The 24,247-nt window shown below is 76.0% G+C and carries 3 protein-coding genes (1 of these 3 only partly in view); all 3 read left to right on the top strand.

Going from position 1 to position 24,247, the window contains the following annotated elements; translation table 11 throughout:
• Tightly spaced (each overlapping or abutting the next), the 3 genes in view from BTM25_RS18220 to BTM25_RS18210 form a layout consistent with a single transcriptional unit that may run on beyond the window.
• Positions 1-6,572: the 3' portion of a non-ribosomal peptide synthase/polyketide synthase gene (locus BTM25_RS18220; RefSeq protein WP_168212150.1), read on the top strand. Its footprint begins 13,807 nt before the window's first position; the window shows 6,572 of its 20,379 coding nt (coding positions 13,808-20,379); the start codon falls outside the window, past its left edge; its stop codon occupies positions 6,570-6,572.
• Entirely contained in the window at positions 6,569-14,203 is a 7,635-nt protein-coding gene (locus BTM25_RS18215; RefSeq protein ID WP_103564053.1) for a non-ribosomal peptide synthetase, read from the top strand. Before BTM25_RS18220 ends, BTM25_RS18215 begins: the two co-directional genes overlap by 4 nt.
• On the top strand, positions 14,204-24,247 hold the full coding sequence (locus BTM25_RS18210) for a non-ribosomal peptide synthetase (protein ID WP_103564052.1): 10,044 nt from the start codon (positions 14,204-14,206) through the stop codon (positions 24,245-24,247).

Raw genomic sequence — 24,247 nt, 5'->3', positions numbered from 1 at the left:
CGGACGGGCTCGGCGGCGCCGTCCGCTACGCCGTCGACCTGTTCGACGAGGCGACCGCCCAAGGGCTGGTGGCGCGGCTGGTGCGGGTGCTCGCGCAGGTCACGGCCGATCCGTCGGTGCGGCTGCGCGACCTGGACGTGCTGGACTCCGGCGAGCGCGCCGCCGTCCTGACCGGCTGGAACGCCACGTCCGCGCCGCGCTCGGCGGACACCTGGCCGGAGCTGTTCGCGTCCTGGGCGCGGCGGACGCCGGACGCGCCCGCCGTGCGGTGCGGCGACGAGACGCTGACCTACCGGGAGCTGGACGAGCGGTCCAACCGGCTGGCGCGCCGCCTGCGCGGCCTGGGCGTGGCGGCCGAGAGCACGGTCGGGCTGTGCCTGCCGCGCAGTGCGGACCTGGTGACCGGGGTGCTCGCGGTGTGGAAGGCCGGGGGCGCGTATGTGCCGCTCGATCCCGAACACCCGGCCGACCGTGTCGCCTACATGCTGGAGGACGGTGGGGCGACGGTCGTTCTCGTCGCTCCCGAAACGCTGGCGGTCGTGCCTCCCGGGGTGCGGACGGTGCTGGTCGGGTCGGCCGCTCTGGAGTCGGACGCCGCGCTGCGGGTCGTGGTGCGTCCGGACCAGCTCGCGTACGTCATCTACACGTCGGGGTCGACGGGCCGTCCCAAGGGCGTGGCGGTATCGCATCGTGGGCTGGTGAACCTCGCGGAGTCGTTGCGTCCGGCGCTCGGATCGGTGCCCGTCGCCCTTCAGTTCGCCTCCTTCAGCTTCGACGCCGCCGTGCTGGACGTGGCGGTCGTGCTCGGCGGGGGCGGGACGCTCGTGGTCGCGTCGGCGGAGGAGCGCGCCGAGCCCGCGCGGCTCGCCGCGACGATGCGGGACGCGGGGGTGACGGCGGCGAGCGTGGTGCCGTCGCTGCTCAGCGTCCTGGACCCGGACGACGTGCCGGGGGTCGCGCACTGGATCGTCGGCGCCGAGCGGGTGACGTCGGAGCTGGTGAGCCGGTGGGCGGGCCGCGCGAGCGTGTGGAACGCCTACGGGCCGACCGAGACGACCGTCCTCGCGGCGGCCGGGCCGGTGTCCGCCGGCCACCGGGCGGACGACCCGGCGCCGTCCATCGGCCGGCCGATCGAGAACATGCGGGCCTACGTCCTGGACGGATACCTGCGTCCCGTCGCGCCCGGCGTGGTCGGCGAGCTGTACGTCTCCGGGCCGGGCCTGGCGCGCGGCTACGCGGGCCGTCCCGCGCTGACGGCCGAACGCTTCGTCGCCGGCCCGTTCGGCACGCCCGGCGAGCGCATGTACCGCACCGGCGACCTCGCCCGCTGGACCCGCGACGGCCGCCTCTCCTTCGCCGGCCGCGCCGACGCCCAGGTCAAGATCCGCGGCTTCCGCGTCGAGCCGGGCGAGATCGAGTCCCTGCTCACGGCGCACCCGTCCGTCGCCCAGGCCGCCGTGCTCGTCCGCGACGACCGCCTGATCGCCTATCTCGTCCCGTCCGCTGGGGCGAGCGTGGACGCGGCGGTCCTGCGGGGCCATCTGGGGGAGCGGGTGCCGGACTACATGGTGCCCTCGGCGTTCGTGGTGCTGGACGCGCTGCCGCTCACCGTGAACGGCAAGCTCGACCGGGCCGCGCTGCCCGCGCCGGACGCGTCCGGCAGCGGCGGGCGCGCTCCCGCCACGCTGGCCGAGGAACTGCTGTGCGGCGCGTTCGCGGAGGTGCTCGGGGTCGAGCGGGTCGCCGCCGACGACTCGTTCTTCGACCTCGGCGGCGACTCGCTGTCGGCCATGCGCGTCATCGCCCGCGTCCGGACGGCGCTCGGCGTGGAGATCGGCGTCCCGGACCTGTTCGCCGAGCCGACGCCCGAGGGCGTGGCGCGCCTGCTCGCCGCGCGGGCCGGCGTGTCCCGGACCGCGCTGGCGGCGCGGGAGCGGCCGGAGACGATCCCGCTCTCGTCCGGCCAGCAGCGCATGTGGTTCCTCAACCGGCTCGCCGACGAGCAGCCCGGCGCCGCCGCCGTCTACAACCTGCCGCTGGCGGTGCGGCTGACGGGCGTCCTGGACGTCCCCGCGCTGCGCGCCGCCCTCGCCGACGTCGCCGACCGCCACGAGACCCTGCGCACCCTCTACCCCGACGACCTCGTCCTGCCCGGCACCGACGAGACGGGCGCGCGGCAGGTCGTGCTGGACGGCGTCGCCGGACGGCCGGCGCTGGAGGTCGTCGAAGCGGCGCCGCAGGAGGTCAAGGGGCTGCTGCTGGCGTGCGCGGAGCGTCCGTTCGACGTCCGGAGCGACCTGCCGTGGCGGGCGCTGCTGGTCACGGTCGCCCCGGACGAGCACGTGCTCGCGATCGTCGCGCACCACATCGCGGTGGACGGCTGGTCGATGGGCGTCCTGCAGCGCGACCTCGCCACCGCCTACACGGCCCGCCACGCCGGACGGGCGCCCGGCTGGACGCCGCTGCCCGTCCAGTACGCCGACTACGCGCTGTGGCAGCACGACGTCCTCGGCGACCCGGACGATCCGGGCAGCGTCCTCGGCGCCCAGCTCGCCCACTGGCGCGCGGCGCTGGACGGCCTGCCGCCGGAGATCCCGCTGCCCGCCGACCGGGCGCGGCCGAAGGCGGCGACGTTCGACGGCGGCACGGTGTCCTTCCGGATCGCCCCGGAGACGCACGCGGCCCTCGCCGCCCTGGCCCGCCGCCACGACGCGACCATGTTCATGGTGGCCCACGCGGCGCTCGCGCTGCTGCTCACCCGGCACGGCGCGGGCGACGACGTCCCGATCGGCACGCCGATCGCGGGGCGCGGCGACGCGGCGCTGGACGACCTGGCGGGCTTCTTCGTCAACACGCTCGTCCTGCGGACGGACCTGTCGGGGAATCCGACGTTCGCGGAACTGCTGGCCCGCGTCCGCGCGACGGACCTCGCCGCCTACGCCAACCAGGACATCCCGTTCGAGCGGCTGGTCGAGGAACTGAACCCGGTGCGGTCGCTGGCGCGCAACCCGCTGTTCCAGGTGTCGCTGACCGTCCAGAACCTGCCTGAGCAGGAGGCCCGCTGGGACCTGCCGGGGCTGGAGAGCGGGCCGGTGGAGCCCGGTTCGCATCCCGAGACGTCCCGGTTCGACCTGGCGCTCAGCCTGTCGGAGTTCCGGACGGACGACGGCGCGCCCGCCGGCATCGGCGGCGCCCTCCAGTTCGCGACCGACCTGTTCGACGCGGACACGGCGCGGGCGCTCACGGAGCGTCTCGTCCGCGTCCTAGAGCAGGCCGACGCCGACCCGGAGCAGCCGCTCACCCGCATCGGCGTCCTGGCCGAGGCCGAGCGAGGCGACCTGCTGGCCGCCGCCCCCGCCGCGCCGCTCCCGGACGGCACCTGGCTGGACCTGTTCGAGGCGAGCGTCCGGCGCGTCCCGTCCGGGACGGCCGTCCGCTGCGGCGACCGCTCCCGCACCTACGCCGAACTCGACGCGGACTCCTCCCGCCTAGCCGCCCGCCTCCGCGCGGACGGCGTCGGCCCCGAGACGGTCGTCGGCCTCTGCCTGCCGCGCGGTGTCGAGCTGGTCACGGCGGTGCTCGCGGTCTGGAAGGCGGGCGGCGCGTTCCTCCCGCTCGACCCCGAGTACCCGGCCGACCGCCTCGCCTTCATGATCGAGGACAGCGGCGCCCCGATCGTCGCCGTCACCCCGGACACGGCCGACAAACTCCCGCCCACCGACGCCCGCACCCTCCACATCCCGACCCCGGACACCACCGAAGCGCTCGCGCCGCACGATGACGTTGCGGTGGGCGGGGCTGTGGGGGCGGACGGGCTTGCGTACGTGATCTACACGTCGGGGTCGACCGGGGTGCCGAAGGGCGTCGCGGTCGCGCACCGGGGCGTGGTGAATCTTGCGCGGGCGATGCGGCCCGTGCTGCGCGTCGAGGACGGGACGGTCGCGTTGCAGTTCGCGTCGTTCAGCTTCGACGCGGCGGTGCTCGACCTCGCGGTCGTGCTGGGCGCGGGCGGGACGCTGGCCGTCGCGACGGCGGAGGAGCGCACCGAGCCCGCGCTGCTGGAGACGATGATCCGGGACGCGGGGGTGACGGCGGCGAGCGTCGTCCCGTCGCTGCTCGGGGTGCTCGACCCGGACGCGGTGCCGGGCGTCGCGACGTGGGTGCTCGGCGCGGAGCTGCTGACGGCCGACCTGGCGAGCCGCTGGACGGCGCGGTCGAGCGTCCGCAACACCTACGGCCCCACCGAGGCGACCGTGATCACGACGGCCGGGCCGGTGGACGCGGCGATCACCGGGGCCGACCCCGCGCCGCCCATCGGCCGGCCGATCGAGAACGCGCGCGTCCACGTCCTGGACGACCGGCTGGAGCCCGTCCCGGCGAACGTCGCGGGCGAGGTGTACGTCGCGGGGCCGGGCCTGGCGCGCGGCTACCGGGGCAGGCCGGGCCTTACCGCCGAGCGGTTCGTCCCGTGCCCGTTCGGGGCGCCCGGCGAGCGCATGTACCGCACGGGCGACCTCGCGCGCCGCGACCGGAACGGCGACCTGTTCTTCGCGGGCCGCGCCGACCAGCAGCTCAAGATCCGCGGGTTCCGGGTGGAGCCGGGCGAGGTCGAGGCCGTCCTCGCCGCGCACGACGGCGTCGCGCAGGTCGCCGTCGTGGCCCGCGAGGACCGGCCCGGCGAGCGCCGTCTCGTCGCCTACGCCGTCCCGGCGGACGTCGACACCGCCGCGCTGCGCGCGTTCGCCGCCGCCCGCCTCCCCGAGCACATGGTCCCGGCGGCGTTCGTGACGCTGGACGCCCTGCCGCTCACGGTGAACGGCAAGCTCGACCGCGCGAAGCTGCCCGCGCCCGACACGACGTCCGGCGGACGCGCCCCCGAGACGCCGCGCGAGGAACTGCTCTGCGCGCTGTTCGCCGACGTCCTCGGCCTGGAGCGGGTCGGCGCGGACGACTCGTTCTTCACCCTCGGCGGCGACTCGATCCTGTCGATGACGCTGGTGTCGCGGGTGCGGCGGGAAGGGCTCGTCCTGTCCGTCCGGCAGGTGTTCGAGCACCAGACGGCGGCGGCGCTCGCGCGGGTCGCGACGACGGCGGCCGACGCGGCGCGGGCGGGCGAGCCCGGCACCGGCGACGTCCCGCTCACCCCGGTGATGCGCGAGCTGATCGACCGGGCGGGCGCGGACCTGCCCGGCGCGGTGCAGTCCGCGCTGGTCGTGACCCCGGCGGACGTGGACGCCGATCGGCTCGCCGCGGCCGTCCAGGCGCTCGTGGATCGGCACGACCTGCTCCGCGCGCGGCTCGACGGGGACCGGCTGACCGTCCCCGAGCCGGGCGCGGTCACGGTGGCGGTCACCCGCGTCGACGCGGCCGGGCGTGACCTGGACGCGCTCGTCCGCGCGGAGAGCGCCGCCGCGACGGAGCGCATCGACCCGCGACGGTCGCTCGTCGCGGCCGTCTGGTTCGACGCGGGACCCGGCGCGCAGGGACGGCTGCTGCTGGCCGTCCACCACCTGGCCGTGGACGGCGTGTCCTGGCGGATCCTGCTGCCCGACCTGGCCGAGGCGTACGCGGGGGCCGAACTCGCGCCCGTCCCGACGTCGTTCCGGCACTGGGCGCGGACGCTCGCCGCGCAGGCGGGCGCCCCGCGCCGCCGGGCCGAGCTGCCGCACTGGACGGCGACGCTCGGCGCCGCCGAGCCGCCGCTCGGGGACCGTCCGCTCGACCCGGCCCGCGACGTAGGCGGAACAATGTTCCAGATCGCCGTCACCGCGCCGGACGCGGCGACCCGGGGCCTGCTCACGAGCATCCCGGCCGCGTTCAACGCCGGCCCCGACGACGTCCTGCTCGCCGCGCTGACCGTCGCGTTCACCGAATGGCGGCGGCGGCGCGGCGCGACCGGCCCGCGCGGGCTGCTCGTGGACGTCGAGGGCCACGGCCGCGTCCCGCTGGAGGACGGCGCCGACCTCTCCCGTACCGTCGGCTGGTTCACCGGCCTGCACCCGGTGCGGCTGGACGCCGGGCCGGTGGACGTGGCGCGCGTCCGCGCGGGCGGCCCCGAGGCGGGCGAGGTGATCAAGGCGGTGAAGGAGCAACTGCGCGCCGTCCCCGCCGACGGCCTCGGCTACGGCATCCTGCGCCACCTCGACCCCGAGACCGCGCCGCTGCTGGCCGATGCCCCCGCCCCCCAGGTCGGCTTCAACTACCTGGGCCGTTTCACCGTGAGCGCGGGAGACGAGACGCCGTCGGACTGGCGCCCGGCCGGGCTCGGCGGCGGGTCCGGCGACCGGACGCCCGCCGCGCACGCCCTGGAGGCCGGCGGCATGATCGAGGACCTCCCGTCCGGCCCCCGCCTCACCCTCACCCTGGCCTGGCCGCGCGGCCTGCTCGCCGAGAGCGCCGTCCGCGACCTCGCGGCCCTGTGGACGGACGTGCTCACCGGCATGACCGCCCCCACCGCCGCGACCGGCGCGCACCACACCCCGTCCGACTTCCCCCTGGCGGAGATCAGTCAGGACGACCTCGACGAGTTCGAGGCCATCGCCCAGCAGATCGTAGAAAGGGAAACGCCTTGACATCCTCCGCCCTCGCAGGAGTTTGGCCGCTCTCCCCGCTCCAGGAGGGCCTGTTGTTCCATGCGACCTACGACGAGGGGTCGCCGGACGTTTACGCCGGTCAGGAGGTCGTGGACCTGACGGGGCCGTTGGACGCCGCCGTGTTGAAGGCGTCGTTCGAGACCGTGGTGGACCGGCACGAGATCCTGCGGGCCAGCTTCCAGCGGCGCGGGTCGGGGACGCCGGTGCAGTTGATCGCGCGGCGGGCGGCGCTGCCGTGGCGGGAGGCGGACCTGTCGGGGCTGGACGGCGACGCGGCGACGGCGGAGGCGCACCGGCTCGCGGACGAGGAAAGGGAACGTCGTTTCGCTTTGGACGTCCCGCCACTGATCCGCGTGCTGCTGGTGCGGTTCGGGCCGGAGCGGCACCGGCTCGTCGTGACACTGCACCACATCATCCTGGACGGCTGGTCGCTGCCGCTGCTCCGGCAGGAGTGGTGGGCGTCGTACCAGGCGGGCGGGACGGCGGCGGGCATGCCGCCCGTCACGCCCTACCGGGAGTACCTGGAGTGGCTGGCGGGCCGGGACCGGGACGCCGCGCGGGACGCCTGGCGCGCGGCCCTCGCGGGCGTGGACGAGCCGACGCTCGTCGCCCCGGCCGCCGCCGACACACCGCCCGGCGAGTCCGGCGAGGTCGTCGTCCGGACGGGCGAGCGGCTCGCCGCCGCGCTGCGCGAGCTGGCGCGGGCGCGCGGCCTGACGCTCAACACGGTCGTGCAGGGCGCGTGGGCGCTGCTGGTCGCCAAGGCGACGGGCCGCCGGGACGTGGTGTTCGGGTCGACCGTCGCGGGCCGTCCGGCCGAGCTGCCCGGCGTCGAGCGGATGCTGGGGCTGTTCCTCAACACCGTCCCGGTGCGGGTGCGGCTGGACCCGGCGCTGCCGGTGGGGGACCTGCTCGCCGAAGTCCAGCAGCGGCAGTCCACGCTGGTGGACCACTCGTATCTCGGGCTCAGCGAGATCCAGCGGCTGGCGGGCGGCGGCGCTTCGTTCGACACGCTGATGTCGTTCGCGAACTACCCGGTCGGGCCGTCCGGACCCCAGGCCGGGGCACGCGCCCTGACGCTCAACGTCGCGGCCGTGCGGGACGCGGCGCACTACCCGCTGACGCTCGTCGTCGCGCCGACCGACGACCTGGAACTGCGGCTCAAGCACCGCGCGGACGTGTTCACCCCCGCCGAGGTGGAGGTGCTCGGCGGACGCCTGGTGCGGGTGCTGGAGCAGTTCGCGGCGGACCCGGGGCGTCCGGTCGGGCGGATCGAGGTGCTGGACGAGAATGAGCGCCGCACCGTCCTCGCCGACTGGAACGCCACCGCCGCCGACGTGCCGACGGCGACGCTGCCCGCGCTGTTCGAGGAGCGCGTCGCGACCGCGCCGGACGCCCCGGCCGTCGTCGGCGCGGACGGCGTGTGGACGTACGCCGCGCTGGACCGCGAGGCGAACCGCGTCGCGCACGAGCTGATCGCGCGCGGCGTCGGGCCGGGCGACATCGTGGCGGTCGTCCTCGGCCGCTCCCCGGCGCTCGTCGCCGCGCTGCTCGGCGCGGTGAAGGCGGGCGCCGCCTATCTGTCGATCGACAGGAACTACCCCGCCGAGCGGATCGCCTTCATCCTCGCCGACGCCCGCCCCAAGCTGGTCCTCTGCTCCACCGAGACCGAACCCGTCCTCCCCGCCGATCTCGGCGCGGAGACCGTGCGGGTTCTACTGGACGATCCAGAGGTCGCAGCCCAGATCACAGGACGGTCGGACGTCGGGCCGAGCGACGCGGACCGGCGGTTGCCGCTCAATGTCCGGCACCCCGCGTACGTGATCTACACGTCGGGGTCCACCGGGGTGCCCAAGGGGACGATCGTCACCCACGAGGGCATCGGCAACATGGCCTGCCACCAGCGCGAACAGTTCGGCGGCGGTCCCGGCAAGCGGGTGCTGCAACTGGCGTCGCTGAGCTTCGACGCCGCGTTCTGGGAGCTGACGATGGCGCTGCTCACCGGCGCCGCGCTGATCACCGCCGAGGGCGACCGGTCCGGCGCGCACGGCGCGTTCGCGGAGCTGGCCGAACGGTTCGGAGCGACGCACGCGATCGTTCCGCCGTCGGTGCTGGCGGCGGTGGAGGATTTGCCCGAGTCGCTGGAGTTCATCGCGTCCGGCGGCGAGGCGTGCCCGCCCGCGCTGGTGGCCCGCTGGGCGCCGGGCCGGCGCATGATGAACCTCTACGGGCCGACCGAGGCGACGGTGTACGTCTCGGCGACGGGCGCGCTGGACGCGGACGCCGACAAGCCCGTCCCGATCGGACGCCCGATCACCAACACCCGGCTGTTCGTGCTGGACGAGTTCCTGCGTCCCGTCCCGCCGGGCGTCCCCGGCGACCTGTACGCGGCGGGCCCCGGCCTGGCCCGCGGCTACCTGGGACGGCACGCGCTGACCGCCGAACGGTTCGTCGCCTGCCCGTTCGCCGCCCGCGGCGGCGAGCGCATGTACCGCACGGGCGACCGCGCGTCCTGGACGGACTCCGGCGAGCTGATGTTCGCGGGCCGCGCCGACGACCAGGTCAAGGTGCGCGGCTTCCGCGTCGAGCCCGGCGAGATCGAGGCGGTGCTCGCCCAGCGCGACGGGACCGAGTCGGCGGTGGTCGTGGCCCGCGAGGACCGGCCCGGCGACAAGCGGCTCGTCGCGTACGTCGTCCCCGCGCGGGCGGCCGACGGCGCCCGCGAGCACGTGGCGGAGCACCTGCCCGAGTACATGGTCCCGGCGGCGGTCGTGGGCCTGGACGAGCTGCCCGTCACCGTCAACGGCAAGCTCGACAAGGCCGCGCTGCCCGCCCCCGACTTCGCCGGGATGTCCGGCGGACGCGCCCCCGCGAACCCGCTGGAGGAGGTCCTGTGCGGCCTGTTCGGCGAGATCCTGGGCCTGGAGCGCGTCGGCGCGGACGACTCGTTCTTCGACCTCGGCGGCGACTCGCTGTCGGCGATGCGGCTGATCGCGCGCGTCCGGGCCGTCCTGGACACCGAGGTCCCCGTCCGCGACCTGTTCGCCGCGCGCACCCCGGCGGGCGTGGCGCGGCTGGTCGCCGAGAAGGGCGACGGCGTCCGCCCCCCGCTGACGCGCCGCGAGCGCCCCGAGCGCATCCCGCTGTCGTTCGCGCAGCAGCGCATGTGGTTCCTCAACCAGCTCGAAGGCGCCGCGTACACGATGGCGCTCGCGTACCGGCTGGAGGGACGCCCGGACGTCGCCGCGCTCGAAGAGGCCCTCGGCGACCTCGCCGACCGGCACGAGAGCCTCCGCACGGTGTACCCGTCCATCGACGACACCCCCTACCAGCGGATCCTCGACGGCCGTCCGATCCTGGAGGTCGAGGACGTCGCTGAGGACGACCTGAAGGACGTCCTCGCCGAGCGCGCCGCCCGCCCGTTCGACCTCACGGCCGACCTCCCGTACCGGACGCGGCTGCTCCGGCTCGCCCCGGACGACCACGTGCTGCTGCTCGTCCTGCACCACATCGCGGTGGACGGCTGGTCCGTCGGCGTGCTCCAGCGCGACATCGGCACCGCCTACGCGGCGCGCAGGGAGGGCCGCGCGCCGGCGTGGGAGCCGCTGCCCGTCCAGTACGCGGACTACGCGCTCTGGCAGCGGGACGTCCTCGGCGACCTGGACGACCCCGAGAGCCTCATCAGCGCCCAGCTCGACCACTGGCGGACGGCGCTGGACGGCTCCCCGCCCGAGCTGACGCTGTCCGCCGACCGCCCGCGCCCGCCCGTGCCGTCGTTCGAGGGCGCGGCGGTCCCGGTGCGGGTCGACGCGGCGGCCCACGCGCGGCTGGTCGAGATCGCGCAGCGCGGCCGGGCGAGCATGTTCATGGTCGTCCACGCGGCGTGGGCGCTGCTGCTGGCCCGGTCCGGCGCCGGCACGGACGTCCCCGTCGGCACCGCCACCGCCGGACGCGGCGACGCCGCGCTGGAAGACCTCGCGGGCTTCTTCATCAACACGCTCGTCCTGCGCACCGACCTGTCCGGCGACCCGACGTTCGCCGAGCTGGTGGCGCGCGTCCGGGAGGCCGACCTCGCCGCGTACGCGCACCAGGACGTCCCGTTCGAGCGGCTGGTGGACGAGCTCAGCCCGGTCCGCTCGCTGGCCCGCAACCCGCTGTTCCAGGTGTCGCTGAGCCTGCAGAACTTCCCGCAGGACCAGGGCTGGCGGCTGCCGGGCCTGGCCGTCCGGCCGATGTCGCCGCGTCCGCTGGAGGCGCGGTTCGACCTGTCGCTGAGCATGACCGAGCGCCGCGCCGCCGACGGCTCCCCGGACGGCCTGGACGGCATGCTCCAGTACGCGGTGGACCTGTTCGACGAGGAGACCGTCAAGGACCTCGCCGCCAGGCTCGCGCGCCTGCTGAACCAGGTCGCCGCCTACCCGCGCACGCGCGTCAGCCGCTTCGAGATCCTGGACGACGCCGAACGCCACCGGGTGACGGCCGGCTGGAACGCCACCGAGCACCCGCTGCCCGCCGCGACCCTGCCCGAGCTGTTCAGGGCCCAGGCCGCGGCCACCCCGGACGCCCCGGCCGTCGAGACGGACGGCACGAGCTGGACCTACCGCGACCTGGCCGAACGCGCGGACGCGATCGCCCGCGCCCTGGCCGGACGCGGCGTCGGGCGCGGCGATCTCGTCGGCGTGGCCCTCGACCGCTCGCCCGAGCTGGTCGCGACGCTGCTCGGCATCACGCTGGCGGGCGCCGGTTACGTCCCGATCGACACGGCCTGGCCGCAGGCGCGGCGCGACGCCGTCCTGGACGGCACCACGCTCGTCATCGACGCCGAGATCACCGGCGACGGCGAGCCCCAGGCGCCCGGCCCGGACGACACCGCCTACGTCATGTTCACGTCCGGCTCCACCGGCACCCCGAAGGGCGTCGTCGCGACGCAGCGCGGCGTCGCGGCCCTCGCCGCCGACCCGTGCTGGAGCGCGGCGGCGCGCGGACGCGTCCTGTTCCACGCGCCGCACGCGTTCGACGCGTCCACCTACGAGCTGTGGGTGCCGCTCGTCCACGGCGGCACCGTCGTCGTCGCGCCGCCCGGCAGGCTGGACGCCGTCACGCTGGAACGCCTGGTCACCGAGCACCGGCTGACGGCCGTCCACGTCACGGCGGGCCTGTTCAGCGCGATGGCCGAGGCGGCGCCCGCCTGCTTCGGCGGCGTGCGGGAGGTCCTGACCGGCGGCGACGCGGTCCCGCCCGGCGCGGTGCGGCGGGTGCGCGAGGCGTGCCCTGGCGTGACCGTCCGGCACCTGTACGGGCCGACCGAGACGACGCTGTGCGCCACCACCCACGCGATCGCGCCGGGCGCCTCCCCCGGCGCGGTCCTCCCCATCGGACGGCCCCGCGCCAACACCCGGACGCTCGTGCTGGACGACTTCCTGCGTCCCGTCCCGGCGGGCGTGACCGGCGAGCTGTACGTGGCGGGGGACGGCGTCGCGCGCGGCTACCGGGGCCGTCCGGCGCTGACGGCGGAGCGGTTCGTCGCCGACCTGACCGGCGCCGGGGGCCGCATGTACCGGACGGGCGACCGCGCCCGCTGGACCAAGGACGGCGACCTGGTCTTCGCGGGCCGCGTGGACGGCCAGGTGAAGATCCGGGGCTTCCGCGTGGAGCCGGGCGAGATCGAGGCCGTCCTCGCCGAGCGGACCGACGTCGGCCGCGCCGTCGTCGTGGTCCGCGAGGACGGTCCGGGCAAGCGGCTCGTCGCCTACGTCGTCCCCGGCGACGCCGAGCCCGACGGCGCCGCGCTGCGCGCCCACCTCGCCGCGCGGCTGCCCGAGTACATGGTCCCGGCGTCGGTCGTGGTGCTGGACGCGTTCCCCGTCACCGCGAACGGCAAGATCGACCGGGCGGCGCTGCCCGCGTCCGACACCGCCGCGCTCGCCGTCGGACGCGGCCCCGGGACGCCCCGCGAGCAGGTGTTCTGCGACCTGTTCGCCGACGTCCTCAAGCTGGAGCGGGTCGGCGCGGAGAACTCGTTCTTCGAGCTGGGCGGCGACTCGATCATGTCGATGACGCTGGTGGCGCGGGCCCGCCGCGCGGGCCTGGTGATCACCGTCCAGCAGGTGTTCGAGTCCGGCACCCCGGCGGGGCTGGCGGCGGTCGCGACCGAGGCGGCCGAGGACGCGGCGGCCGTGCGGGTGGACCCGGCCGGCGAGATCCCGCTGACGCCGGTGATGAGCGAGCTGGTCGAGCGGGCCGGGGACGGCGTCGGCGAGACGTTCCAGTCGATGCTGGTCGTCACGCCCGCCGACCTGGACGTCGCGCTGCTGGCGCGGGCGCTGGACGCGGTCGCGGACCGGCATCCGGTGCTGCGCGCCCGGCTCGGCGACGGCGTCCTGACCGTCCCGGCCGACGGCGCCCCCTTCGCGGTCCGCACGGTGGACGCCCCGGGCGACCTGGCCGATCTCGTCCGGCGCGAGACCGGCGCGGCGGCGGCCCGGCTGGACCCGCGCGGCGGCGCGATGCTGGAGGCCGTCCTGCTGGACCGGGGCGCGGGGGAGCGGGGGCGGCTGCTGCTCGTCCTGCACCACCTCGTCGTGGATGGCGTGTCCTGGCGGGTGCTGCTGCCCGACCTCGCGCTCGCCTACCGGGCGCTGCGCGAGGGCCGGACGCCCGAGCTGGAGCCCGTCCCGGTCCCGTTCCGCCAGTGGGCGCTGGAGCTGGCCGGGCAGGCCCGCGCCGAGGAGGCCCCCGCCTGGCGGGACCTGCTCGCGGGCGCCGACGAGCCGCCGACGAGCCGCCCCTTCGACCCGGCCCGCGACGTCGGCGCGACGCTGCGGCAGGTCGCGGCGACCGTCCCGGCGGACGCGCTGCTGACGACCGTCCCGGCCGCCTTCCACGCGGGCGTGGACGACGTGCTGCTCGCCGCCCTCGCCGCCGCCCTCACCGACTGGTCGCGGCGGCGCGGCGGCCCGGTGCGCGACGGGTTCCTGGTGGACGTGGAGGGCCACGGCCGCACCCCGCTCGGCGCGGCCCGCGACCTGTCCCGCACGGTCGGCTGGTTCACGAGCCTGCGCCCGGCCCGGCTGGACGTCGGCACCGCCGACCTCGCCCAGGTCCGGGCGGGCGGCGACGAGGCCGGACGGGTCGTGAAGCTGGTGAAGGAGCAGCTCAGGGCCGTCCCCGGCGACGGCCTCGGGCACGGCCTGCTGCGCGCGTCCGGCGCGCTGGACGGGCTGCCGAGCCCCCGCGTCGGGTTCAACTACCTCGGCCGGATGGGCGGCGGCGGCCCGGCCGGCCCGGCGGGCGACTGGCAGCCCGCGCCCGAGGCCGCGCCCGGCGGCGGCCTGGCCCCCGGCACGCCCGCCGCGCACGTGCTGGAAGCGGCGGCGCTCGCCTCCGACACCGCCGACGGCGCCCGGCTCACGCTCACGCTGGCGTGGCCGTCGGGGCTGCTGGACGAGCCCGCCGCGCGCGAGCTGGTCGAGGCGTGGGCGGCGATGCTCACCGGGATGGCGGCGGGGACCGAGTCCGGCGGCGGCCACACGCCCTCGGACTTCCCCCTCGCCGGGCTCGACCAGGACCTGATCGACGAACTTGAGGCCGAACTCGAAGGGGAACTCTAAATGGCGCGGACACGAGTCGAGGACGTCTGGCCGCTCTCTCCGCTCCAGGAGGGCCTGCTGTTCCACGCCCTCTTCGACGAGGGCGCGCTGGACATCTACGCGGGCCAGCGGGCGCTGGACATCGAGGGCCCGCTGGACGTCGCGGTGCTCAAGGCGTCCTGGGACGCGCTGCTGGAGCGGCACGCGAGCCTGCGCGCGGGGTTCCGGCGGCCGGTGGGCGCGGACAACCCGGTGCAGGTGATCGCCCGGAGCGTGGAGCTGCCCTGGCAGTTCGTCGACTTATCCGGAATGCCGGGCGATGAGGCGAAGGCGGAGGCCGTCCGGCTGTCGGACGCCGACCGCGCCCGGCGGTTCGACCCGGCCAAGCCGCCGCTGCTGCGCGTCCTGGTGGTGAAGTTCGGCGCGGACCGGCACCGGATGGTCGTCACCCAGCACCACATCGTCCTGGACGGCTGGTCGCTGCAGATTCTCGTGTCCGAGCTGTGGGCCGCGTACAACGCGGGCGGCACCACGCGCGGGCTCCCGCCCGTCACCCCGTACCGCGAGTACCTGGCGTGGCTCGGCCGCCAGGACCGGGACGCCGCGCGCGGCGCGTGGAAGACCGCGCTGGCGGGCCTCACCGACCCGACGCTCGTCGCGCCCGCCGTGCAGAACGCCGCGCCCGTCGCGCCCGGCGAGGCCGAGGCGCAGGCCGGGGAGGAGCTGGTCGGGCCGCTGCGCGAGCTGGCGCGGCGGCACGGGCTGACGCTCAACGGCGTCGTGCAGGGCGCGTGGGCGCTGCTGGTCGGCAAGCTCGCCGGACGCCGGGACGTGGTGTTCGGGTCGGCGGTCGCGGGACGCCCGGCGGAGCTGCCCGGCGCGGAGAACATGCTGGGCCTGTTCATCAACACCGTCCCGGTGCGGGTGGAGCTGGACCCGTCCGCGACCGTCGCCGAACTGCTCACCCAGATCAAGGAGCGGCAGGCCGCGCTGGTCGCGCACCAGTACCTCGGGCTGAGCGAGATCCAGCGCGTCGCGGGCGCGGGCGCGGCGTTCGACGTGCTGATGACGTTCGCGAACTACCCGTCCGGGGGCGGCGGCGGCGACAAGCAGCCGCAGAACCCGCCCGGCCCGCTCAAGTTCACCGTGCCCGGCGGCGGACGCGACTCCGCGCACTATCCGCTGACGCTCGGCGTGACGGTCTCCGACGGGCTGCGGCTGCGCGTGAGCTTCCGGCCGGACGTGTTCGACGCGGCGGCCGGGCGGGCGCTCGTCCACCGGCTGCTGCGGGTGCTCGGGCAGATGGCCGCCGACCCCGGGCTGCTGCTCGGGCGGATCGACGTGCTGGACGAGGCCGAGCGCCGACTCATCGTGGGGCGGTGGAACGACACGTCCCGGCCCGTCCCGGTGCGGACCCTCCCCGGCCTGTTCCGCGCCCGCGCGGCCGAGACGCCCGGCGCCGTCGCGCTGATCGGGACGCGGCCGTGGACGTACGCGGAGCTGGACGTCCTCAGCGACCGCGTCGCGGGCGGGCTCGCGGCGCGCGGCGTCGGCCGGGGCGACCTGGTCGGCGTCGTGATGGAGCGCTCGGCCGAACTGGTCGCGGTGCTGCTCGGGATCATGAAGGCGGGGGCCGGGTACGCGCCGGTCGACCCGTCCTGGCCCGCCGAGCGCGCGGCTCTCGTGCTGGACGCCGTGCCGGTCCGGGTCGCCGACCGCGCGCTCGCCGACGCCGACGCGCTCATCGCCGCCGACCTGCTCGCGTCCCCGCCCGGCGCGGGCGCGGCGCCCGGCCCCGGCGACGTCGCCTACGTCATGTTCACCTCGGGCTCCACCGGCACGCCGAAGGGCGTCGTCACGACACAGGAGGCCGTGGCTGCGCTCGTCACCGACTCGTGCTGGAGCGCGGCGGCGCGCGGCCGGGTGCTGCTGCACGCGCCGCACGCGTTCGACGCGTCCACGTTCGAGCTGTGGGTGCCGCTCGTCCACGGCGGGCGGGTCGTCGTCGCCCCGCCCGGCGCGCTGGACGCGGGCGCGCTGGAACGGCTGATCGAGGAGCACGAGCTGACGGCCGTCCATGTGACGGCGGGCCTGTTCGGCGTGCTGGCCGAGGAGTCCCCGGACTGCCTGGCCCGGCTGGACGAGGTCCTGACCGGCGGCGACGTCGTCCCGGCCGGGGCGGCGGGCCAGGTGATGGCGGCGGCGTCGCGGCTGTCGGTGCGGCACCTGTACGGGCCGACCGAGACGACGCTGTGCGCGACCACCCACGCGTTTCCCGCCGGGTCCGAGCCGCCGGCGGTGCTGCCGATCGGACGGCCCCGCGACAACGCGAGCGTGTACGTCCTGGACGAGTTCCTCCAGCCCGTCCCGGCCGGGGTGACCGGCGAGCTGTACGTGAGCGGGCTCGGGCTGGCGCGCGGCTACCTGCGGCGGCCCGCGCTGACGGCCGAGCGGTTCGTCGCGAGCCCGTTCGGCGGCGGCCGGATGTACCGGACGGGCGACCTCGCCCGCTGGACGCCCGACGGCGTGCTCGTCTTCGGCGGCCGCGCCGACGAGCAGATCAAGATCCGCGGGTACCGGGTCGAGCCGGGCGAGATCGAGGCGGTGCTGGCCGGGCACCCGCTCGTCGGGCAGGCCGCCGTGCTCGCGCGGGAGGACAGGCCGGGGGAGAAGCGGCTGGTGGCCTACGTCGTCCCGGCTCCGGACGCGCCCGCGACCGCCGCCGCCGAACTGCGCGACCACCTCGCCGCGCGGCTGCCGGAGTACATGGTGCCGGCCGCGCTGCTGACGCTGGACGCGCTGCCCGTCACGGCCAACGGCAAGATCGACCGGGCCGCGCTGCCCGCGCCGGAGCTGACCGGCGCGGTGCGCGGACGCGGTCCCGCGACCCCGGTCGAAGAGATGCTGTGCGGCCTGTACCGGGAGGTCCTCGGGCTGGACTGGGTCGGCGCGGACGACTCGTTCTTCGAGCTGGGCGGCGACTCGCTGCTCGGGATGCGGCTGATCGCCCGCATCCGCGCCGTGCTGGAGGCCGACCCCGGCATCGGCGACCTGTTCACCGCGCCCTCGCCCGCCGAGCTGGCCCGCCTCATCGGCGGCGGCGAGGAGACCCGGGCCGCGCTCGCCCCGCGCGTCCGGCCCGACGCCGTTCCGCTGTCGTTCGGGCAGCAGCGGATGTGGTTCCTCAACCGGCTGGAGGGGACGGGCGAGGGCGCGGCCTACAACCTGCCGCTCGCGCTGCGGCTGAGCGGCGCTCTGGACGTGCCCGCGCTGTCCGCCGCGCTCGGCGACATCGCGGACCGGCACGAGAACCTGCGGACGGTGTACCCCGAGGTCGGCGGCGTGCCGTCGCAGAAGATCCTGTCGGGCGAGGGCTCGCGTCCGCGGCTCGCGGTGGTGCCGACCGTCGAGTCCGCGCTGCCGGACCTGCTGGCGGCCGAGATGGGACGCGGGTTCGCGGTGGCGTCCGACCTGCCGTGGCGTCCGACGCTGTACGTCCTCGGGCCGACCGATCACGTGCTGCTGGTCGTCGCGCACCACATCGCGGTGGACGGGTGGTCGATGGGCGTCCTCACCCGCGAGCTGGGGGCGGCGTACGCGGCGCGGTCGTCGGGACGCGCGCCGTCGTGGGAGCCGCTGACCGTCCAGTACGCGGACTACGCGCTGTGGCAGCGCGAGGTGCTCGGCACGCTGGACGATCCGGACAGCCTGATCAGCGCCCAGCTCGCCTACTGGCGCGCGACGCTCGCGGACGCGCCCGCCGAACTGCGGCTGCCGACGGACCGTCCGCGTCCCGCCGTGTCCTCGTTCCGGGGCGCGTCGGTGCCGGTGCGGGTCGGCCCGCACACGCACGCGAAGCTGGTGGAGATGTCGCAGCGCGGGCGCGCGACGATGTTCATGGTCGCGCACGCGGCGCTCGCGGCCCTGCTCGCGCGGGTCGGCGCCGGGACGGACCTGCCGCTCGGCACGCCCGTCGCCGGTCGCGGCGACACCGCGCTGGACGGCCTCATCGGCTTCTTCGTCAACACGCTCGTCCTGCGGACGGACGTCGGCGGCGACCCGACGTTCGCCGACCTGCTCGCGCGCGTCCGGGAGACCGACCTCGCCGCCTACACTCACCAGGACATTCCGTTCGAGCGGGTCGTGGAGGACCTGAACCCGGCGCGGTCGCTGTCGCGGAACCCGCTGTTCCAGATCATGCTGAGCGTGCAGAACTCGGCGCCGTCGCGCGGCGGGTTCGAGCCCGCCGGCCTGAAGATGCGTCCGCTCCCGGCCGGTCCCGGCCTGGAGACCGCCCGGTTCGACCTGTCGGTGACGCTCGCCGAGCAGCGCGACGCCGAGGGCGCTCCCGCCGGGATCGGCGGGACGATCCAGTACGCCACCGACCTTTTCGACGCCGCGACGGCGCACCGCCTCGCGGACCGGCTGGCGCGCGTCCTGGAGCAGGTCGCGGCGAACCCGCGCCTGCGGATCAGCCGCCTGGACGTCCTGGACCGCGACGAGCACGCGAACGTGGTGCGCACCTGGAACGCCACGTCCGCCGCGTTGCCCGCCGGAACCTGGCTGGACCTGTTCGCCGCCCGCGCGGCGTCCGGCCCGGCGCTTCCCGCCGTCCGCTCCACCGCCGCCGCGCTGACGTACGCCGAGCTGGACGAGCAGGCGTCGCGGGTGGCCGGCTATCTCGCCCGGCACGGCGTCGGCCCGGAGACCGTCGTCGCGCTGTGCCTCCCGCGCGGTGTCGACTACGTGGCGGCCCTGCTCGGCGTGTGGAAGGCGGGCGCGGCGTTCGTGCCGCTCGACCCCGCGCACCCGGCGGGACGTCTCGGGTACGTGATCGGCGACAGCGGCGCGGCCGTCGTGATCGGGACGGAGGACACGCTCGCCGGGCTCCCGCCGATCGCCGTCCCGGTGACGTTCGAGGAGGCCGTCGCGGCGCCCGCCGACGCGGCGGCGCGGCCGGTGGCGCCCGACCAGTTGGCGTACGTGATCTACACGTCGGGGTCGACGGGCCGACCCAAGGGCGTGGCGGTGTCGCATCGCGGTGTCGTGAACCTGGCGCAGGCTCTGCGTCCTTCGCTCGGCGTGGAGCCCGGCGTGACGGCGTTGCAGTTCGCGTCGTTCAGCTTCGACGCGGCCGTGCTGGACATCGCGGTCACGCTGGGCGCGGGCGGGACGCTGGCCATCGCGTCGTCCGCCGAGCGGGCCGAGCCGGGTGCCCTGGCCGGGATGATCCGGGACGCCGGGGTGTCGGTGGCGAGCGTGGTGCCGTCGCTGCTGAGCGTCCTGGACCCGGCCGCCGTTCCGGGCGTCCGCACCTGGGTGCTCGGGGCCGAGCTGCTGACCGCCGACCTCGCCGCGCGGTGGACGGACGTCGCGCACGTGGTCAACACCTACGGCCCGACCGAGGCGACGGTGATCACGACGGCGGGCCCGGTGGCCCCGGCGATCAGCGGCGACGACCTGCCGCCCTCCATCGGCCGGCCGATCGAGAACACGCGGACCTACGTCCTGGACGAGTTCTTGCAGCCCGTCCCGCCCGGCGTGGTCGGCGAGCTTTACATCACCGGGCCGGGCCTGGCGCGCGGATACATCGGGCGTCCGGACCTGACGGCCGAACGGTTCGTCGCGTCCCCGTTCGGGACGGGCGCACGCCTGTACCGCAGCGGCGACCTGGCCAAGTGGACCGCCGACGGCGAACTGGTGTTCGCGGGCCGCGCGGACCAGCAGGTCAAGATCCGCGGGTTCCGCGTCGAGCTGGGCGAGGTCGAGGCCGTCCTCGCCGCGCAGGAGGACGTCGCGCAGGCCGCCGCCGTCGTCCGCAAGGACCGCCTGATCGCCTACGTCGTCGGCGCGTCCGGGCTGGACGTCGAGGGGCTGCGGGAGTTCGCGGCGGAACGGCTGCCGGACTACATGATCCCGGCGGCGTTCGTCGTGCTGGACGCCCTGCCGCTCACCGTCAACGGCAAGCTCGATCGCGCCGCGCTGCCCGAGCCCGAGGCGCGGCTGGCGGGGCGCGCCCCGGCGACGCGGGCGGAGGAGGCGCTGTGCGCGCTGTTCGCCGACGTCCTCGGCCGCGAGCGCGTCGGCGCCGACGACTCCTTCTTCGACCTCGGCGGCGACTCCCTCACCGCGATGCGGCTCATCGCCCGCGTCCGGGAGGAGCTGGGCACGGAGATCGGCGTCCGCGCCCTGTTCGCCGACCCGACCCCCGAGGCCGTCGCGCGGATGGTCGAGGGCGCGGACGGCGCGGTCGTCACGACCGTCACCCCGCGCGTCCGGCCCGAGGCGATCCCGCTGTCGTTCGGGCAGCAGCGGATGTGGTTCCTCAACCGGCTGGAGGGCCGGGGCGAGGGCGCCGCGTACAACCTGCCGCTGGCGCTGCGGCTGACCGGCAGCCTGGACGTCCCGGCGCTGGAGGCCGCGCTGTCCGACGTCGTCGCCCGGCACGAGAGCCTGCGCACGGTCTACCCCGAGAGCCGGGGCGTGCCGCGCCAGGAGATCCTGGACGCGCACCCGCACCTGGAGATCGCCCACGTCACCGACCCGGACGCGGAGGTGGCGGCCCGCACCGCGCGCCGCTTCGACGTCACGACGGACTTGCCGCTGCGGGCATCGCTGCTGGTGGTGGGGCCGTCCGAGCACGTCCTGCTGCTGGTCATGCACCACATCGCGGTGGACGGCTGGTCGATCGGCATCCTCCAGCGTGACCTGTCGATGGCCTACACCGCGCGGGTCGAGCGGCGGGCGCCGCGCTGGGACCCGCTGCCCGTCCAGTACGCCGACTACGCGCTCTGGCAGCGCGAGGCGCTCGGCGACCTGGACGATCCGGACAGCGTCGTCAGCGCCCAGCTCGCCTACTGGCGCACGGCCCTCGCGGACGCGCCGCCGGAGCTGCGGCTGCCGACCGACCGTCCGCGTCCGGCCGTCCCGTCGTTCCGCGCGGGCTCGGCGGACCTGCGCCTGTCCGCGACGGCGCACGCCGCGCTGGCCGACCTCGCGCAGCGGAACCGCGCGACGATGTTCATGCTGGCGCAGGCGGCGGTCGCGGTGCTGCTGGCGCGGACGGGCGCGGGCCGCGACATCCCCGTCGGGACGTCCGTCGCGGGCCGGGGCGACACCGCGCTGGACGAGCTGGCGGGCTTCTTCGTCAACACGCTCGTCCTGCGCACGGACGTGAGCGGCGACCCGACGTTCGCCGACCTCCTCGCCCGCGTCCGGGACGCCGACCTCGCCGCCTACGACCACCAGGACATCCCGTTCGAGCGGCTGGTCGAGGACCTGAACCCGGCGCGGTCGCTGGCGCGGAACCCGCTGTTCCAGGTGATGCTGAGCGTGCAGAGCGTCGGCGGGGAGCGGCGGTCGCTGCCGCTGCCCGGCCTGGTCGCCGAGCCGCTGCCGCCCAAGGCCGAGGCCGCCCGGTTCGACCTGTCGTTCACGCTCGTCGAGCACCGGGACGCGGCCGGGACGCCCACCGGGATCGGCGGCGGCGTCCAGTACCCGCTGGACCTGTTCGACGCGGCCACGGCGGAGGGCCTGGCGGCGCGGCTCGTCCGGGTGCTGGAGCAGGTGGCGGCGGACCCGTCGGTGCCGCTCAGCCGGATCGAGGTGCTGGACGAGCCCGAGCGCCGGACGGTCGTCGCGGACTGGAACGCCACGTCCGCCGCCCGTTCTACTGCGGACTGGCTCGGGCTGTTCGGTGCGTGGACGTCCCGGACGCCGTCGGCCCCGGCCGTCCGCTGCGGCGCGGACGCCCTGTCGTACGCGGAGCTGGACGCCCGCTCGAACCGTCTGGCCCGGCACCTGCGGACGCTGGGCGTTGCTGCGGAGTCGGTCGTCGCGCTGTGCCTGCCGCGCGGGGTGGACATGGTGGTGGCGGAGCTCGCGGTGTGGAAGGCGGGGGGCGCGTTCGTACCGCTGGACGTGTCCCACCCGTCCGACCGGCTCGCCTATGTCATCGCCGACAGCAAGGCGTCCCTGGTGCTGGGCACCGCCGGAACCCTCGCGTCCCTGCCCGGCACGACGCCGCACGCGGTGCTGACGTCGTCCACGGCCGCCGGGCTGTCGGACGAGCCGCTGGGCACGGTGCTCGCGCCTGATCAGTTGGCGTACGTCATCTACACGTCGGGGTCGACGGGTCGTCCCAAGGGCGTCGCCGTCTCGCATCGGGGCGTCGTGAACCTGGCGGAGGCTCTGCGTCCTTCGCTGGGCGTGGAGCCCGGGGTGACGGCGTTGCAGTTCGCGTCGTTCAGCTTCGACGCGGCCGTGCTGGACGTCGCGGTGACGCTGGGCGGCGGCGGGACCCTGGCGATCGCGTCGCCGGACGAGCGCGCCGAGCCCGCCGCGCTGGCCAGGATGATCCGCGACGCGGACGTGTCCGTGGCGAGCGTCGTGCCGTCGCTTTTGAGCGTCCTGGACCCGGCCGCCGTTTCCGGCGTCCGTAACTGGGTGCTCGGCGCCGAGTTGCTGACCGCCGACCAGGCGGCGCGGTGGACGGCCGGTTCGCGGGTCTGGAACACCTACGGCCCGACCGAGGCGACCGTGATCACCACGCTCGGCCCGGTGGACCCGGCGATCAGCGGCGACGACCTGCCGCCTTCCATCGGCCGGCCGATCGAGAACGCCCGGACCTACGTGCTGGACGAGTTCCTGCGCCCGGTCCCGCCCGGCGTCGTCGGCGAGCTTTACATCACCGGGCCGGGCTTGGCGCGCGGTTACGTCGGGCGTCCGGACCTGACGGCCGAGCGGTTCATCGCGTCCCCGTTCGGGACGGGCGAGCGGCTGTACCGCAGCGGTGACCTGGCCAAGTGGACGGCTGACGGCGAGCTGGTGTTCGCGGGCCGCGCGGACCAGCAGGTCAAGATCCGAGGGTTCCGCGTCGAGCCGGGCGAGGTCGAGGCCGTCCTCGCCGCGCACGAGAGCGTCGCGCAGGCGGCGGTGCTCGTCCGCGACGACCGGCTCGTCGCCTACGTCGTCGGCGACGGCTTGGACGTGGACGCGCTGCGCGAGTTCACCGCCGAGCGGCTGCCCGACTACATGATCCCGGCGGCGTTCGTCGTCCTGGAGACGCTGCCGCTCACCGTGAACGGCAAGCTCGACCGCGCCGCACTGCCCGACCCCGAGGCCCGGCCGGCGGGCCGCGCCCCGGCGAACCGCGCCGAGGAAGTCGTCTGCGGCCTGTTCGCCGAGGTGCTCGGCCGCGAGAGCGTCGGCGCCGACGACTCGTTCTTCGACCTCGGCGGCGACTCGCTCACCGCGATGCGGCTCATCGCCCGCGTCCGGGAGGTCCTGGACGCGGAGATCGGCGTCCGGGCGCTGTTCGCCGAGCCCACCCCGGAGGCGATCGTCCGGGCCGTCCACCAGGGCGGCGCGGCCGACGACTTCAGCCCGCTGCTGCGGCTGCGCGCGGGCGGCGGCCGTCCGCCGGTGTTCTGCCTGCCGCCGAGCACCGGCCTCGGCTGGACGTACGGGGCGCTCGCCGAACGGCTGCCCGAGGACGTCCCCGTCTACGCGCTCCAGTCACCGGCCCTGACCGGGACCGGGGACGCGCCGGAGACGATGGAGGCCCTGGCCGCGCACTACTTCGAGCAGATCAGGACCGTCCGGCCCGACGGCCCGTACCGCCTGCTCGGCTGGTCCTTCGGCGGCCTCCTGGCGCACGCCGTCGCCGTCCACGCGCAGCGGGAGGGCGCGCAGGTGGACCTGGTCGCGAGCCTGGACGGCTACCCGTCGTCGGGGGAGAGCGCGCCCGACGGCCCGCGTCCGCCGGAGACCGGCGGCCCGGACGCGGGCGGCGCGCTGTCGGCGGTCGAGCGGGTCAACGCCGAGAGCGCCCGGCTCGCCGGCCGCTTCACGCCCGGCGTCCTGCACGGGGACCTGCTGCTGGTCGTCGCGACGGAAGGACGTCCGTCGTTCGCCCCCGCGGCGGCGGCGCCCGCGTCCTGGCGCCCGCACGTGTCCGGCGCCGTCCGCGTCCACGAGGTGGCCCACGGCCACCACGACCTGATGAAGCCGGAACCGCTCGCCGACATCGTCCGCCTCCTCACCGCCCGCCTCGCGGACGACTGA

The sequence above is a fragment of the Actinomadura rubteroloni genome, assembly GCF_002911665.1.
Lineage (GTDB): Bacteria > Actinomycetota > Actinomycetes > Streptosporangiales > Streptosporangiaceae > Spirillospora > Spirillospora rubteroloni.
The sequence above is the reverse complement of the archived record's forward strand: the minus strand, read 5'-3'. Positions and strand labels throughout refer to the sequence as shown.